Annotated in this window: 14 protein-coding genes and 1 tRNA gene; 10 read left to right on the forward strand and 5 right to left on the reverse strand. The window is 69.4% G+C overall.

Translation table 11 applies throughout. From position 1 onward, the window contains the following. The 5 genes from D7X99_RS38855 to D7X99_RS38875 form a co-directional block, all read left to right on the forward strand. Window positions 1–1,139: CapA family protein (locus D7X99_RS38855; RefSeq protein ID WP_147476392.1), on the forward strand; the 1,139-nt coding region annotated here is incomplete at its 5' end. 283 nt (window positions 1,140–1,422) lie between these two features. After that, window positions 1,423–2,514, forward strand: a complete 1,092-nt coding sequence (gene prfA, locus D7X99_RS38860) for a peptide chain release factor 1 (RefSeq protein ID WP_120598228.1) — start codon at window positions 1,423–1,425, stop codon at window positions 2,512–2,514. Further along, a complete protein-coding gene (gene prmC, locus D7X99_RS38865) occupies window positions 2,511–3,374 on the forward strand; it encodes a peptide chain release factor N(5)-glutamine methyltransferase (protein WP_121782159.1) in 864 nt (287 codons plus the stop codon). The genes prfA and prmC overlap by 4 nt, the downstream gene beginning before the upstream one ends. A 55-nt stretch (window positions 3,375–3,429) precedes the next feature. After that, complete coding sequence (gene murA / locus D7X99_RS38870) at window positions 3,430–4,701, forward strand: UDP-N-acetylglucosamine 1-carboxyvinyltransferase (RefSeq protein WP_120580947.1); 1,272 nt, start codon at window positions 3,430–3,432, stop codon at window positions 4,699–4,701. A gap of 137 nt (window positions 4,702–4,838) precedes the next feature. Next, entirely contained in the window at window positions 4,839–5,231 is a 393-nt protein-coding gene (locus tag D7X99_RS38875; protein WP_120580948.1) for a zf-TFIIB domain-containing protein, read from the forward strand. A 54-nt stretch (window positions 5,232–5,285) separates the two neighbouring features. Here D7X99_RS38875 and D7X99_RS38880 read toward each other — a convergent pair whose 3' ends face one another. Next, window positions 5,286–6,131, reverse strand: coding sequence for a discoidin domain-containing protein (locus tag D7X99_RS38880; RefSeq protein WP_233597463.1), 846 nt, complete (start codon window positions 6,129–6,131; stop codon window positions 5,286–5,288). Between the two features lie 215 nt (window positions 6,132–6,346). On the opposite strand from D7X99_RS38880, the gene D7X99_RS38885 reads away from it, so the two are divergent. From D7X99_RS38885 to D7X99_RS38895, 3 genes are all read left to right on the forward strand, one after another. Continuing rightward, the gene (locus tag D7X99_RS38885) at window positions 6,347–8,308 is read left to right on the forward strand and encodes an ABC transporter substrate-binding protein (protein ID WP_121782160.1); all 1,962 of its coding nucleotides are present in this window, start codon (window positions 6,347–6,349) and stop codon (window positions 8,306–8,308) included. A gap of 6 nt (window positions 8,309–8,314) precedes the next feature. Continuing rightward, window positions 8,315–9,091: a hypothetical protein gene (locus D7X99_RS38890; RefSeq protein WP_147476393.1), complete on the forward strand. Its 777-nt coding sequence runs from the start codon at window positions 8,315–8,317 to the stop codon at window positions 9,089–9,091. Between the two features lie 48 nt (window positions 9,092–9,139). Continuing rightward, a tRNA-Gly gene (locus tag D7X99_RS38895) sits at window positions 9,140–9,212 on the forward strand. 85 nt (window positions 9,213–9,297) lie between these two features. Here D7X99_RS38895 and D7X99_RS38900 read toward each other — a convergent pair. Next, window positions 9,298–10,197 carry an SDR family NAD(P)-dependent oxidoreductase gene (locus D7X99_RS38900; protein WP_121782162.1) on the reverse strand — a complete coding sequence of 300 codons (900 nt, stop codon included), beginning with the start codon at window positions 10,195–10,197 and terminating at the stop codon, window positions 9,298–9,300. 51 nt (window positions 10,198–10,248) lie between these two features. Next, complete coding sequence (locus D7X99_RS38905; RefSeq protein WP_158627144.1) at window positions 10,249–10,848, reverse strand: TetR/AcrR family transcriptional regulator; 600 nt, start codon at window positions 10,846–10,848, stop codon at window positions 10,249–10,251. A 151-nt stretch (window positions 10,849–10,999) separates the two neighbouring features. On the opposite strand from D7X99_RS38905, the gene D7X99_RS38910 reads away from it, so the two are divergent. Both D7X99_RS38910 and D7X99_RS38915 read left to right on the forward strand, forming a co-directional pair. After that, entirely contained in the window at window positions 11,000–12,661 is a 1,662-nt protein-coding gene (locus D7X99_RS38910) for a DUF4135 domain-containing protein (protein WP_121782164.1), read from the forward strand. 50 nt (window positions 12,662–12,711) lie between these two features. After that, window positions 12,712–13,746 carry a PA0069 family radical SAM protein gene (locus D7X99_RS38915; RefSeq protein WP_121782165.1) on the forward strand — a complete coding sequence of 345 codons (1,035 nt, stop codon included), beginning with the start codon at window positions 12,712–12,714 and terminating at the stop codon, window positions 13,744–13,746. Window positions 13,747–13,763: 17 nt separating this feature from the next. Here D7X99_RS38915 and D7X99_RS38920 read toward each other — a convergent pair whose 3' ends face one another. Both D7X99_RS38920 and D7X99_RS38925 read right to left on the reverse strand, forming a co-directional pair. Then, window positions 13,764–14,012 (reverse strand): GlsB/YeaQ/YmgE family stress response membrane protein, encoded by a 249-nt coding sequence (locus D7X99_RS38920; RefSeq protein ID WP_120581452.1) that lies wholly within the window; start codon window positions 14,010–14,012, stop codon window positions 13,764–13,766. 26 nt (window positions 14,013–14,038) lie between these two features. Beyond that, window positions 14,039–16,091, reverse strand: a 2,053-nt coding sequence (locus tag D7X99_RS38925; RefSeq protein WP_147476394.1) for a M13 family metallopeptidase, incomplete at its 5' end; no start/stop codon positions are given.

Raw genomic sequence — 16,091 nt, forward strand, 5'->3', positions numbered from 1 at the left:
CTTCCACCCCTCCGGCCGGGTCCGATACCGGACATCCCGCTGGCCAGCCGACCCCTCCAGCCCCCGCCCGCCCGGTGACCCTGGTGGTGGGCGGCGACGTGACGGTGGGCTACCACTACGAGGAGTACTTCGATGATCAGGTGGCCAAGGGGAGGACGCGCGAGGAGATGTTCGCGTACGGCTTCCGCGAGGTGAGGCCCATCGTGGACTCCGGCGACCTGTTCGTCGTGAACCTGGAGTGCCCGTACACGGACAGCACGGTGAAGCTGCCCAAGAACTTCAACTTCCGCGCTCGGCCGGAGCTGGTGAACGTGCTCACCGCGGGCCGGGTGGGCGTGGTGAGCCTGGCCAACAACCACCTGATGGACTACGGCGCGCAGGGGCTGCTGGACACCCTCACCTCCCTGGAGGCCGCGCGCATCCCCTACTTCGGGGCCGGCCGCACCCTGGCGGAGGCACGCCGCCCGGCCGTGCTCACCGTGGGGGGCCTGCGCGTGGCGTTCCTGGGCTACTTCTTCCTGGGCACGCGCAACATCGAACCCCGGGAGGTCTACGCCACGGACACCACGCCGGGTGTGGCCGGGCACTTCTCCGACGTGGAGGTGATGGAGCGGATGCTGCGCGAGGACATCGCCGCGGCGAAGGCCCAGGCGGACCTGGTGCTGCCCTTCTTCCACTGGGGCATCGAGGGCAACACCACCCCGGAGCCGTACCAGGTCCGGCTGGCGCACGCGGCCATCGACGCGGGGGCGGCGGGGGTGCTGGGCAGCCACCCGCACGTGCTCCAGTCCATGGAGCTGTACCAGGGCAAGCCGGTGCTCTACTCGCTGGGCAACTTCGTGTTCGGCGGGAACTGGAACCCCCGGGACAAGCGCAGCGTCCTGTGGCGGGCGCGCTTCGACTCCACGGGTTATGTCTCCAGTGACGTGCTGCCCCTCAGGACCGACCGCTACCCCGAGTTCCCCGTTCAGCCGGTGCCCGTCACGGGTGCCGAGGCCGATGGGGTGATGACGCTGCTGCGCACCGCGTCGCAGGGGACACAGGGGCTGGAGCGAATGCTCCCGGCGTTGGAAGAAGGGGAAGCCGGGGGAGCAGGGAGCCAGCCGCCCCCCTCCTCCAGTGTGAGAGGGGGGCAGTAGCTTCCAGGACTACTTGTTGTTGCGCTGGCCGCGCTTGAAGCGCGTGCGGCGGCGCTTCAGCTGCGCCTTCCGGGTCTTGGCGCGGTTCTTCAGCTTCTTCTTGGAACGATTCCCCTTCTGTGCGGCCATGTGAAGGACTCCGTGTTGAGCGTGATTCAAGCCGCACCGGGCGGCAACGGGGGCCGTTCTTACATGCCGCTGCCCATACGGCCAAGGTTTTCCTTGACGCCCTCGGCCCTTGCCACGGGGCGCCCAACGGGGCAAGACGCCCCGGGAACCACGCATGATTGACAAATTGGAAGAGGTCGAGCGCCGCTTCGAGCGGCTCACGGCCGACCTGTCGAACCCCGATATCCTCGCCGACACGGCGAAGCTCCAGAAGGTGTCCAAGGAGCGCGCCGGGCTGGAGAGGCTCGTCGAGACCTTCCGCGGCTACCGCAAGGTGCTGGCGGACCTGTCGGAGGTGGAGGCATGGCTGTCCAGCTCCGACCCCGACGAGAAGGCCTACGCCAAGGAGTCCCTGCCGGGCCTCAAGGAACAGCGCGAGGAGCAGGAAGCCGCGCTGAAGATCCTCCTGCTGCCCAAGGATCCCAATGACGAGAAGAACGTCATCCTGGAGATCCGCGCGGGCGCGGGCGGCGACGAGGCGGCCCTCTTCGCCGAAGAGGTCATGCAGATGTACCTGCGCTACGCGGACCGCAAGGGCTGGAAGGCGGACATCCTGGACATGAGCGCGGGCAACGCGGGCGGCGTGAAGGACGCCACGGTGACGCTCTCCGGGGACGCCGTGTTCAGCCAGCTCAAGTACGAGTCCGGCGTCCACCGCGTCCAGCGCGTGCCGGCCACGGAGACGCAAGGGCGCATCCACACCTCCACCATCACCGTGTCGGTGATGCCGGAGGCGGAGGACGTGGACGTGCAGATCAACCCCGCGGACATCGAGATGCAGGTGATGCGCTCCACGGGCGCCGGTGGCCAGAGCGTCAACACCACGGACTCCGCGGTGCGCCTCATCCACAAGCCGTCCGGCATCGTGGTGAAGTGCCAGCAGGAGAAGAGCCAGGGGAAGAACCGCGCCATGGCCCTGCGCATGCTGCGCGCGAAGCTCTACGACATGGAGCAGGAGCGCATCCGCAACGAGCGCGACTCCATGCGCCGCGGCCAGGTGGGCACGGGCGACCGCAGCGAGAAGATCCGCACCTACAACTTCCCGCAGGACCGGCTCACCGACCACCGCATCGGACTCACCGTGCACAACCTGCCGGCCATCATGGTGGGCAACGTGGACGAAGTGATTACCGCCTGCCGTACCCACTACCAGGCAGAAGCCCTCAAGGCGCAGACGGGCGGCGGGCGTCCCGCCAGCGAAGCATGAGCGACGTCTGGACCATCCGTCGGCTCCTCACCTGGACGACGGGGCACTTCGAGAAGCGCGGGGTGGACGCGCCCCGGCTCACGACGGAAATCCTGCTCGCGCACGTGCTCAAGACGGGCCGGGTGCGCCTGTACGTGGACCTGGACCGGCCGCTGTCCAAGGACGAGCTGGCCGCCTTCAAGGCGCTCATCGAGCGCCGGATGGCGGGCGAGCCCACGAACTACCTGACGGGCACGAAGGAGTTCTACAACCGCCCGTTCAAGGTGGACGCGCGCGTGCTCATCCCCCGGCCGGAGACGGAGCTGCTGGTGGAGGCGGTGCTGCACTCGGTGCCCAAGGACGCGCCTTCCCGCGTGCTGGACGTGTGCACGGGCTCCGGCTGCATCGCCATCAGCGTGGCGGCGGAGCGGCCCCAGGCGACGGTGCTGGCCACGGACCTGTCCAAGGACGCGTGCGCGCTGGCCCTTGAGAACGCGCAGGCCCTGGGCGTGGCCGAGCGCGTGAGCGTGCTGGAGGGAGACCTGTTCTCGCCCCTGCCCCCGGACGCGACGTTCCGGGTGGTCGTGTCCAATCCGCCGTACATCGACTCGGGCGACATCGCCGGGCTGTCCGCCGAGGTGCGGCGCGAGCCCCGGCTGGCGCTGGATGGCGGGCCGGACGGACTGGTCGCGCTGCGGCGGGTGATTGAGGGCGCCCGCCGGGTGCTGGAGCCTGGCGGACTGCTTGCATTGGAGATGGGTGAGACCCAGGGAAGCGCCGTCCTGGAGCTCCTGCGGGCCGCGGGCTACTCCGACGCGCGCGTGGAGAAGGACCTGGAACGGCGTGAACGCATGGCGTTCGGGACACAGCCCGCGGCCTGACGGCCACGGGACACGCGGCCCGGCAGCCGCACGCACGAGAAGGCACGTCAAAGACATGGACAAGATCGTCATGAAGGGTGGCACCGCGCTGCACGGCGAGGTGGAGGTCTCCGGCGCGAAGAACGCGGCGCTGCCCATCCTGGCCTCCGCGCTGCTGGCGGATGGCACCACCACCTTCCGCAACGTGCCGGACCTGGCGGACGTGGCCACGATGCTGGAGGTGCTCCGCACGATGGGCTGCGAGGCCGCGCGGCTCACCGGCAAGAAGGCGGACACGTGTGAAATCAGCATCGCGGGGAACATCACCCCGGAGGCCCCCTACGACCTGGTGAAGACCATGCGCGCCAGCGTCCTGGTGCTGGGGCCGCTCGTGGCGCGCTTCGGCCGGGCGCGCGTGTCCATGCCGGGCGGGTGCGCCATTGGCGCGCGTCCCATCGACCAGCACCTCAAGGGTCTGAAGGCGCTGGGCGCGGACATCCACCTGACGGAAGGCTACGTGGAGGCCCGGGCCAAGCAGCTCAAGGGCGGCATGGTGAACTTCGACGTCATCACCGTCACCGGCACGGAGAACGTGATGATGGCGGCGGTGCTCGCGAAGGGCCGCACGGTGATGGAGAACTGCGCGCGCGAGCCGGAGGTGGAGGAGCTGGCGCGCGTCCTCAACAAGATGGGCGCGAAGGTGGAGGGGGCGGGCACGTCCATCATCACCATCGAGGGCGTGGACTCCCTGAACCCGGTGGAGCACGCCATCCTCCCGGACCGCATCGAGGCGGGCACGCTGCTGGTCGCGGCGGCCATCAGCGGGGGCAACGTGCTGGTGAAGCACGCACGGCCGGAGCACCTGGACGCGGTCATCGACAAGCTGCGCGAGGCGGGCTGCACCATCACCGCCGAGGGCGGGGGCCTGCGCTGCAAGGCGCCCAGGTCCCTCAAGTCGGTGAACATCACCACCACGGAGCACCCGGGCTTCCCCACGGACATGCAGGCGCAGTTGATGGCGCTGATGACGGTGAGCCACGGCACGTCCGTCATCTCCGAGAACATCTTCGAGAACCGCTTCATGCACGTGCCGGAGCTGCACCGGCTGGGCGCGGACATCACCATCCAGGGGCACACGGCGGTGGTGAAGGGCGTGAAGGCGCTCAGCGGGGCGCAGGTGATGGCCACCGACCTGCGCGCCAGCGCGTCGCTCATCCTGGCCGGCCTGCGGGCTGACGGGCAGACCGAGGTCAGCCGCGTCTACCACCTGGACCGCGGGTACGAGCGGCTGGAGCGCAAGCTGCGGGGCCTGGGGGCGGACATCCGCCGGGTGAAGGAGCGGGCCTGAGCCTGAGGGGCCGACCGACGGCACGTTGCCAACAGAAGCCGCCGCACGGGTTGCATCCCAATTTTTGGGCGACTTATCATTCTCCATTCACTGGGGAGCACCTTCCGCTCCCCCCTTTCAGGAGAACGAGCCGCCCCATGAATTGCCCCGGTTGCAGCGTCGAGATGACTGATCTCGAAGGAGATCACGAGACGTTGCGGAAGTGTGGAGACTGCGGAGGCCTGTGGACCGATGTTTCGGACCTGCGCCGCATCCTCCTTCACAACAACCTGCCCGGTCTGGAGCTACTCGGGGGCAAGGTCGACGCGGAGGCCCTGACAGGGCAGTGCCCGGACTGCCAGGTGGACTTCGTACGCATCGATGGTGGCGACCGGAAGCATCCGCTGCACTACGACACCTGCGAGTCCTGCGGCGGCATCTTCCTGGAGTCGGAGTTCGCGGACGCCGCGGACGCCAAGGCCGCCGAGCAGGAGATGGTCACCTTCTTCCGCAACTTCGACGCGAAGCGGAAGTCCAAGGCGGCCATCTAGGCCCCAGGCTCCAGGCCCGGTGGGCGCCCGGTTCTCCCAGGCGCCCGGTCGTTCTCAAGGCTTGCCGCGGAAGGCGCTTCCCCACTCCTCGGGGAGCGTCCCGTCCAGCGACAGCGCGGCGGCCGCCTTCGGCCCCTCGCCAGCGGCGGTCCGCTCGAAGCGGGCCGTCACCTTGCCCTTCTTCGGGATGTCCAACGTCACCTTGTTGCCGGACACCGTGTAGGTGCCGCTGACGACAGTGGTGGGCTCCGGCGTCTCCAGGGGCTCCAGCGAGAAGCGCCAGGTGCCGTCCACGAAGAAGGACAGGAAGCGCTCCGGGGCGCCTTCATGCCCGCCGAACCAGGTGCCCACGAGCGGGGCCACGCGCGCGTCGTACTTGTACCGGGTGGCCAGCGCGGGGCCGTTGAGGGGCTTTCCGCCCGAGTAGAGGACCAGGTCGGTGAGGCACACCGGGCTGTCCTCCCTGGCGCCCGGGAAGCGGTCCGCGACCTCCAGGATGAAGCGCGCGCCGAACAGCGGCTGGGACAGGGGCACGGCCTGCAGGCCGCGCTTGTCCTGCACGGTGACGCTGCGGGACGCGTCCACGCTGGTGAGGGTGAACTTGCGCACGCGGCCGTTGGCCTTGAACGCGTCGCGGGAGGTTCCGTCGCCCGTGTAGACGCGCACCTCGTCCAGGGTGACGGGCTCCTTGAAGCCGATGAAGACGTGGGAGGGCTTCTCCCCTTCCGCGCACCAGACGGTGGTGTCCCGGCCGTCCAGCATGTTGAGGGGCACGTAGTGGTCCGGGCGCCCCTCCTTCTCCAGCCAGGCCTCCGCCTGGGCATAGCCGGGCGCGGCGGGCGCGGCGGCGAGGACGGACGGAGACACGAACAGCAGGCAGGCCAGGGACAGGCGTCGCATGGGGCGCATCTTGGATCGTCCCCACCCCGGGGCTCCAGTCCGGGTGTGCACCTTCCGCCAGCACCGGACCTTGCGGCGGGCCGCGAAGTGGGGCCTGGCGTTGTCCACGTGACGCGCCGGGGGCGAGGATGAAAGCGGCCCGCCAGGGGTTGGGGGTGCTTGACACCCGGACACGCCCAGGCCGACAAGGCGGACCGACCGAGGAGGAAGACGTGATGCGACGTTGGGGCTGGGTCTGTGTCGTGGGGCTGCTGGGGGTGGCCGCATGCAAGAAGGACGTGCCTGCGGAGGTGCCGGACGCGGGCGTGGAGGAGACGGGCCCCTCCGCCCTCACGGAGAAGGAACCCAACGAGCGGCCCGACCAGGCGCTGCCGATTACCCGCGACAGCGTGGTGACGGGCGGCCTGGCGGCGGAGCCCAACAAGCTGGATGAGGACTGGTACCGGCTGGCCCCCGGCACCCCGCGCATCGCGGACGTGACGGTGACGGGCCTGCCCGGTGGGGACGTGAAGCTGGACGTCTACGACCAGGACCGCAACCGGCTGGTGGGCGTGAACAGCGAGGGCGAGGGCAAGGGGGAGCGCCTCCCGAACCTCTACGTGGAGAAGGAGCGCTGGCTGGTGGTGTCGCCCGCGCGCAAGGGCACGGGCGGGGCGTACACGCTGGAGGTGAAGTACCGCCAGCCCAACGACGGCGAGGAGCGCGAGCCCAACGACCGCGCCGTGGACGCCGCCGCGCTGCCGCTGGGGCAGACGGTGACGGCGTTCCTGGGGCACTCCGGAGACGAGGATTGGTACCGGGTGGAGCTGCCCGGCCCCGCCACGCCCGAGGGTGAAGCCCCCGCGGTCCAGGACAGGGGCGCACCGGCGCCGGGCTCGACGCCCGAGGCCCCCGGTGCGCCGGCTCCGGGTTCGACGCCCGCGGCCGTGCCTCCGCCGTCCGTGCCGGACGAGACGCCGGTCATCGACGACAACGCGGCGCCCTCCCCCGAGGGCACATTCGGAGGCGGAGAGCCGCCCGCTCAGCCGCCGGAGGGCGCGACGCCCACGGCGCCCGGAGAGCTGGCGGGGGCGACGGCGGCCCAGGCGGCGGACGCGGGCCTCCCGCCCCTCGAGCCGGAGGTGCCGTCGGTGGCGCTGAAGATTGAGTTGTCCGCCGTGGAGGGCGTGCGGCCGGAGATTTCGGTGCTGTCCGCCGCGGAGGCGCCGCTCTTCACCCTGCAGGGCAAGGAGGGCGAGCCGCTCGCGCTGCGCAACATCGGCGTGAGGGCCACGGACCGGGTCGTCTACGTGGTGGTGAAGGGCGGCTGGACGGGGACGGGCAAGGCGCAGCGGCGCACGTACAACGCGCAGGTGCCCTACACGCTGACGGTGTCCCAGGAGGAGGCGGGGGCGCACGCGGAGCTGGAACCCAACGACGAGCTGCTCAAGGCCACGCCGCTGACGGGCGCGGGCTTCCGCGAGGGCTTCCTGTCGCCCAAGTCGGACGTGGACAACTACGTGCTGACGACGCGCGAGCCGGTGCTGGCGAAGGTGGAGCTGTCGGGCGTGGACCGGTTGGACCTGACGCTGTCGATGGTGGAGCCGCCGCAGGGTGACGGGCAGAAGGAGACGGTGCTCCTCAAGGCCAACGACGGCGCTCTCAAGGAGCCGGAGCGGCTGAACAACGTGGCGTGCAACGGCACCTGCTACTTCCGGGTGGAGGGCTCGTTCCGGAAGGTGAACGGCAAGTTCGTGAAGGACTTCGAGAACGCGGACCAGCCCTACCGCATCAGCGTGACGACGGTGCCGGACAACGGCGGCGAGGAGCGCGAGCCCAACAACACCGCCGACCGCGCGCAGGACCTGACGTTGGGCAAGGCGGTGCGCGGCACGGTGTACCCGGCGAAGGACGTGGACTTCTTCCGGGTGGACCTGTCCGACCGGCCGGTGCGCACGGCCATCACCGCGACGCTGCTGGGCATCCTGAAGGTGGACGTGGGGCTGTACCTGCACCGGGTGCAGCCGGACGGGAAGCTGACGCTCGTGCAGACGTCCGACCGCGCCAAGGGCGACCTGCCGGAGACCATCCGCTACAGCGCCGAGCCCGGCGTCTACGTCTTCGAGGTCCGCGACGCGAAGAACCGCGAGGCGAACTTCCAGGACTCGTACCAGCTCACCGTCGAGGAGGGGGAGTAGCCCGACGTGCTGTCACTCGACTCGCCACGGTGGCATGCACTGGAGGCGGCCAAGGGCCCTGCCTCCCACGTCCCGGGATTGCTCCGCCAGTTGAGGGAGCATCCCGAGGATGAAGGCCTGTGGTGGGGTGAACTCTGGAATGCGCTCTACCACCCGGGATCGATCTGCTCGGGTGCGTATGCCGCGATCCCCCACGTCGTGGAGGTGGCCCTTGCGCATCCAGGGCCCGTGACGCGGCGGGAATGCGCGGTCGTCGTTGGCATCACCGTGCTTGAAGGGCCCGTGGATGTCGTGCCCGAGGAGTTCCGGACTGACCTCCGGACAGCCATCGCGCATGCACGCCGGTTGGCGCTGGAGGAGCTGAGGGTCGCCACGCCTCGCCTGACGACCCATCTCCACCTGCTCATGGCCCTGGCAGGCCTGTCCGGATGGAAGCGGCTCGGGGACCAGATCGACGGGCTCGCGGCCGACCAGTTGGAAACGAAGTGCCCGAAGTGCGGTGTCCCTCTGGTCCTTCTTCCCGAAGATGAAGGAATGAGCATTTCGGCGGAGCCCAACGCCGCATTCAAGCCCGGAGCCTGCCGCCTGCCAGTGACACCCGCACCGGAGTGCACAGCCCCTCTGGACGATGGGGCGAGTCCCCGGGAGCAGCTGCTCGCGTTGAGCCTGCACGCGGGACACGCCCGTGCAGCCACCTGGCTGCGGTGCCTGGGAGGAACCGCGTCATGCCCCGCGTGCGCGGAGACCTTCTCACTGGAAGACCCAGGCGATTCTTCCCGTTGACAAGGCAGGGCCCCGCCCCTACCTTGGGCCCCGCTTCACGCATCACCTGCGGTGGTAGCTCAGTTGGTAGAGCACGAGCTTCCCAAGCTCGGGGTCGAGGGTTCGAATCCCTTCCGCCGCTCACTTGAAGGCCGGTAGTCCTTGAGGAAACTCGGGACTGCCGGCCTTCGTGTTTCCGGGGTTCCATGTCCTGGAGACCATGCCCTTCATCCGAGAGGGCGCAACAGGTCCTCGGAGACGGTCCAGAGGCGCTGGGCGAACGCGGCATCCTCCAACAGCCTGTGGCCCCGGGCCTCCTGGCAGTCGGCCCAGTACTTCCCGGTGAGGCCGTCCACGCGGGGGCTCGCGGCGAGCAGCGTCTGCGTCGCCGCGCCCTCTTCGACGGACTTCATGAACAGCCGGGCCACCGGAAGGATGAGGGTGAGCGGAAAGCCCACGCTCCGCGTGAGCGAGGTGCGCACCGCGCCCGGGTGCAGGGAGTTGACGCAGATGCCCCGGTCCGCGAGCCGGCGCGACAACTCCCGGGCGAACAGCGCGTTGGCGAGCTTCGACTGGCCGTAGAAGGCCACGGGCCTGTAGCCGCGATGCCCGTCCAGGTTGTCGAACTGGATGCCCTCGCGGGGCGCCTGGTTGACGCCCGCGCTGCTGCTGAGGACCACGATGCGGCCCGTGCGGTCCGGCACCCGGTCGACCAGCCGGTTCACGAGGAGGAAGTGGGCCAGGTGGTTGACGAAGAACTGCTGCTCGACGCCGTACCGGAGCGCGAGCTTCGGAGGAGCCATCACCCCCGCGTTGGCGATGATGGCATCCAGCGGACGGCCCAGCGCGCGGACGGTCTCCACCGCGGCGAGGACCGAGGCCACGTTCCCCAGGTCGCAGGCGACAGGCGTCGTCGAGCCCCCTACCCGCTCACACGCCTCCCGCGCCTGTTCAAGCGAACGCGCGAGCCCGATGACGTGGCCGCCATGCGCGGTGAGCGCCCGCAGGGTCTCCGCGCCAAGGCCGGCGTTGCAACCCGTGAGAAGGAAGGTGCGCCCCTTCAGGTCAACCCCTTCGAGAACATCCTCCGCCGTGGAGCGGGCACCGAAAGGTAGAGCTTCGCTCATGGGAGAGGCCTCCGTGCGTCAAGCAACGAGGGAACGACAAGGCAGGGCGCGTCAGCGGCCCTGGCGCAGCGGTGCGAACAGCATCCGCACCGCGACGGTGATCTGCTCAACGAAGGCTTCGCGCGAGGTGCATGTGTGCTTCCAACCGCGCGCGGTGGCGTGCAGCGTCCGCGCGAGCTGCGGCGCGGTGAGTCCGGCGGACGCATAGACGGCCATCAACGGCGAGTCGGAGAGCGCCCGGGCCAGGGCCTTCTCGAACCGGGCATCGTGGCTGGCCAGGAGCGAGCCCGTGAGGACGCCGCTGGTCTCGATGAGGTCCGAGGCATCCGCCCCCATCTGTCCGATGTAGCAGCCCAACCGCTCGTCGAGCGCGGCCACCAGCCGGGCCTCCAGCGGGCGCTCCGTTGCCGTCAGCGCCGCGAGCGCCGCCTCCAGGTGGTTGCCGAGCGCGTACTCCACCGCAGCCCGGAACAGCTCCTCCTTGGTGGCGAAGTGCAGGTAGAGCCCCTGGCGGGACACATCCGCCGCCCGGGCCACCTCCTCCATCGACGTCTTGCGATAGCCGAAGCGCACGAACACCCCGAGCGACGCCTCCAGCAGCTTGCGCCGCCGCGCATCATCCGAGGGCTTCGAGGGGGGCTTCGGATCCACGGCCATATGGACTCTTTTGACAACATAGGCCCATGTTGTCAATCAAGACCACGGACACCCTGAGCGCCCGCGCCTGTCCCGGTTCACCCTCGGATGGAGTTCTCAAGGCCGTATAGTGAACATTCCCGTCCAACCCCTGGGCCCTTCCGTCATGTACGACACCGAGATCAACGACGCGCTGAACGAAGTGACGACGTTCATGGGGACGGCGGTCATCCAGGGCGCGCCCCCGCACGTGAACGCGGTCAAGCCGTTCATCAAGGACGCCCTCAAGCAGGTCGTGAGCCAGCTGGCGGGCGTGCTCAAGCTGGCGGGGTTCCAGAGCCAGACGGGCACCCTGCTGGCGAACAACTTCCTCCACCGCACGGCGATGGACCTGTACGGCCCCTGCTCGGCGGCCGCGGGGCTGTCCGCGCGCAGGGAGTGGGGCGCCGTGGACAATGCCTGGAACCTGCGTCCCCTCAGCTTCGCCTGGAGCCTGGGCCGCAACGCGCTGGGCACGGTGAAGACGCTCGCGGAGACTCCGGCGGATCGCGTCTGGCGGATGATCCAGGACATGGTGCAGGCGCATGTGGACTTCGGCGCCTCGCTGGTGAGCCGCCTCATGGGGGACCGCGCCCTGTTGAACAACGCCTTCAGCATCACCGGGGGCCTCGCCAACGTGGACGTCACCGGCAGCGATCCCCACCACACGGGCCACCGCGTCGCGCTGCTGCGGTTCTCCTGCGGAGGGCGGGTCGTCTACAAGCCGTCGGACCTCACCTTCCAACTGCTGCTGATGGGCGACCCCCAGTCGTATCAAATCTGCCGCACGCACTACCCCGCCCTGATGCCGTACACCGACAGCCTCTTCACCACGCTCGACGCGGACCTGCCGGCGATCCGCATCGTCGCGTTTCCGCACGCGCGGGGTGAGTACGGCTACATGCAGATGGTCGCGAAGACGCGGCAGATTGCCCTGGGGAATCAAGCCACGTACTTCCGGAAGCTGGGCCGGCTCATCACGGTGTCGGCGGTGTTCGGCATCACCGACCTGCATCACGAGAACGTGATGGCCACGGCCCAGGGTCCCCACCTCATCGACGCGGAGATGGGCTTCAACTACCCCGCGGGGCCGCTCGACAACCCCATCGCCCACGCCGCGCTGTCCCAGGTGCTCCAAATCGCCCCGCCGGCGCACAGCATGGTGGGCGGCGTCTTCACCACCGACCTCTACCGGGGACAGTGGCAGGCCAGCAACGTGTCCGCGCCCTACGACCAGCAGGAGGTCAACGCCGGGTTCAGCACCGCGCTCCACGGCCCCTGGGTCCAGGCCTCCACGTACCCGAACGAAATCCTGGCCGGCATCCGCGAGGAGGTGGACCGCATCGTCACCGCCGTCAACACGGGCCGGGTGGACGGCTGGCTCAATCAGTTCCAGAACGTCGCCCCCATGGCGCGCGTGCTCCTGATGACGACGGACATGTGCCGCGCGCACGCGGAGGGCATGACCCAGAACATGAACGGCACCCTGGGGACGGAAGTCCATGCCATGGGCCAGGGCCTGTTCGAATGGCTGACGTGGTACGGCGGCCACCACAACGCGGTCCCCGGGGCCCTGTTCGAACCCCACAACCGCCAGCACTTCTTCACGCCCCTGCGGACCCAGGGCGTCACCTACGTCGCCGCGACCGGGCAAGGCGTGACGGTGGCGAACCTCACGGAGGTGCGCAACAAGTTGAACCCGCTGCGGGGCACCATGGGCCGGCCTCAGCTGAAGCAGCGGCTGCGCACGGCGCTGGAGACGACGCTCGGATGTGGTGCGCTGCTCTGACGGGCCAGGGACGTCTTGACTGAACAGGCATTCAGCCGCACGCTTGCCAGGTGAAGGCTCGCCCCGTCGACAATCCGCCCAACCCCTGGGCCAGCACCGCGGTGGAGTACCTGGACGAAATCCCTCCCGCGCGCCTGGAAGTCTGGGAGGACCACAGCCGCTCCATCATCGCGAGCAACGACAGCCCCGACATCTGCTTCTCCTGGAGCGTCAACCCGTACCGGGGCTGCCTCCACGCCTGCGCCTACTGCTACGCGCGCCCCACGCACCAGTACCTGGACTTCGGCGCGGGCACCGACTTCGAGACGCGCCTCGTCGTCAAACCCAACGCCCCGGAGCTCTTGCGCGAAGCCTTCGACCGTCCGTCGTGGAAGGGAGAGACGGTCGTCTTCAGCGGCGTCACGGACTGCTACCAGCCCCTGGAAGCCTCGCTCCGGCTCACCCGCCAGTGCCTGGAGGTCTGCGCCGAGTACCGCAACCCCGTGGGCATCGTGACCAAGGGCGTGCTGATCGAGCGCGACCTGGACGTGCTCCAGCGGCTGGCGGCGGAGACGAAGCTGTTCGTGAGCATCAGCCTCCCCTTCCACAACGAGGAGCTGGCGCGCGCCATGGAGCCGCTCGTCGCCACACCGAAGCGGCGCCTGGCCACCATCCGCAAGCTCACGGAGGCCGGCATTGACGTGGCCGTGTCCGTGGCCCCCATCATCCCCGGCCTCAACGACGAGGACATCGCGCGGGTGCTCACCACCGCCCGTGAGGCCGGCGCCACGCGCGCGCACTACACGCTCTTGCGGCTCCCTGGCCCCGTGCAGGCCGTCTTCGAGGAGCGCCTGCGCACGAAGCTGCCCCTGCGCGCGGAGCGGGTGCTGCACCGCATCCGCGAGACGCGCGGCGGGGAGCTCACCGACAGCCGCTTCAAGCACCGCATGCGCGGCGAAGGAATCTACGCCCAGACCATCCACCAGCTCTTCGCGACGGCGGCGCGCAAGGTGGGCATGCGCGCCTCATCCATCACGGAGGCCGCGCCGGACACCTTCCGGCGCCCCGCGCGGCCCTCCACCTCACCTCAGCTGTCGCTCTTCTAGGCAGCGACGCCGGGGCCCTATTTCCGGATGGCTTGCAGGATGGACAGCAGGATGACGGCGCCCACCGTGGCCACCAGCAGCGAGTACAGGTTGAAGCCTGTCACGCCCCGGCCACCGAAGAAGCTGAACACCCAGCCGCCCAGCATGGCACCCACGATGCCGGCGACGATGTTGGCGAACATCCCCATCCGGGCGTTGGTGCCCTTGATGATGCTGGCCAGCCAGCCTGCGATACCGCCCAACACCAGCCACGAGCAGATTCCCATGACGTCCTCCAGGTAGGGCCGAAGCCTTACCAGACCTCACAGCGGTTCGCAGCGGGCGCCACCATCGGCGCCCCCGCGGGGCAGGAGAAGGCCTGCTGGAACTGCGGCAGGTTCACGTCCGGCCCCTTCACGCGCAGGAACGCCGGCGAGTGCGAATCCGTCAGCGCCCGCTGCCGCGCAGCTTCGTTACGAATCTTCGAGCACCACGATTGCGCGTGCGCCAGGAAGAACTGCTGCCCCGGGGTGAACCGGTACGAGTTCGCCTTCGCCGCCTGGTCCGGGCGCTTCGCCAGGTAGGACTCCATGGCCGCGTACGCCAGCTTGAGGCCGCCCAGGTCCGCGACGTTCTCGCCCAGGGTGAGCTTGCCGTTCACCTTCACGTCGTCCACGGCGGTGTACTGGTCGTACTGGTTCTTCACGCACGACACGCGCTCGCGGAAGGCCTTGTCCGACGCCGGGGTCCACCACGTGCGCAGGTTGCCGTCCGCGTCGAACTGGCGGCCCTCGTCGTCGAAGCCGTGGGTGATTTCGTGGCCCACGACCATGCCCATGGCGCCGAAGTTCACCGCCGCGGACGCGTCCCGCCCGAAGAACGGCGGCTGGAGGATGCCCGCCGGGAAGACAATCTCGTTGGTGGCCGCGTTGTAGTAGGCGTTCACCGTGGGCGGCGACATGAACCACTCCTGCCGGTCCACCGGCTGGCCCACCTTGCGCAGCTGGCGCGCCTGCTCGAAGGCGTCCGCCGCCAGCACGTTGTCCAGGTACGAGTCGCGCGTCACCGTCAGCCCGTCGTAGCCGCGCCACTGGTCCGGGTAGCCAATCTTGTTGGTGATCTTCTTCACCTTCACCAACGCCTGCGCCTTGGTCTCCGCGTCCATCCAGGACAGCGTGTCCAGGTTGCGCTCGAAGGACTGCTCAATCTGCTGGACCATGTCCAGCGTGGTGGCCTTGCCGTCCGCGCCGAAGGTGCGCGCGATGAAGGGCTTGGCCAGCGCGTGCGGCAGCGCTTCGTCCGTGGCGTCCACGCACTTCTTCCAGCGCGCCAGGTCCGCCTTGGCGCCGGTGAGCACCGAGGACTCGAAGCGGAAGAACTCGTCGCGCAGCGCCTTGGGCAGCGCCGTCTGCACGTCCTTCACCAGGTGGTAGGAGAGGTACGGCCCCATGTCCGTCGGCCGCTGCTGACGCACCAGCGCGGACACCTCCGAGAAGAACTTCGGCTCCGTCACGTTGAGCGCTTCACCCGCGGGCAGCCCCACCTGCGCGAAGTAGGTGTCCCACTGGAACGCGGGCGCCAGCTGCTTCAAGCCCTGGCGCTCCAGGCGGTGGTAGACCTTCTCCGGCTCGCGGCGCTCCTCCTTGGGCAGCCGCGCGTTGGCCAGGCGCGTCTCGATGGCGAGGATGCCAATGGCCTTGCGGCTGGCCACGAAGGGCGCGTCGCCCAACAGCTCGAACACCTTCTGCACGTGCGCCTGGTAGGCGTTGCGCGCCTCGCGCATCTTCACGTCGGGCTTGAGGTAGTAGTCGCGGTCCGGCAGGCCCAGCCCGCCCGCGTCCACCACGGCGATGACCTGCGTGGCGTCCTTCTGGTCCTGATCCGACCCCACGCGGAACAGCGCGTTCACGTCGCGCGCGTGCAGCCAGGCCACCGCGCCGGCCACCGCCTGCGGGCTCTTCAGGCCGTTGAGCTTCGCCAGGTACGTGCGCAGCGTGGGCAGCGACTGCTCCAGCTTCGCCTCGTCCATGCAGGAGCCGTAGAAGTCGCCCAGCTTCTTCTCTTCCGCGGTGCCCTCGCCCTGCCCTTCCGAGGCCTTGGCGAGGATGTCGCGCAGCACGGTCTGGTTGCGCTCGGCCACCGTCTCGAAGCCGCGGCTCCAGCGCGCGCGCTCGGCGGGGATCTCCGTGGCCTTCAGCCAGCCGCCACACGCGTACTGGTAGAAGTCGTCACAGGGGTTCACGGACGGGTCCATCACCGCGGCGTCCAGGCCCGGGGGCATGGGGCGCTCGGACATGGGCACGGCGGGGGCCTCTGGCGCGGGCGTGGCCGGCGCGGCGGCGGCCACGGGGGCCGGGGCGGAGGCC

Origin of the sequence: Corallococcus sp. AB032C (genome assembly GCF_003668935.1) — a bacterium.
Classification (GTDB): domain Bacteria; phylum Myxococcota; class Myxococcia; order Myxococcales; family Myxococcaceae; genus Corallococcus; species Corallococcus exiguus.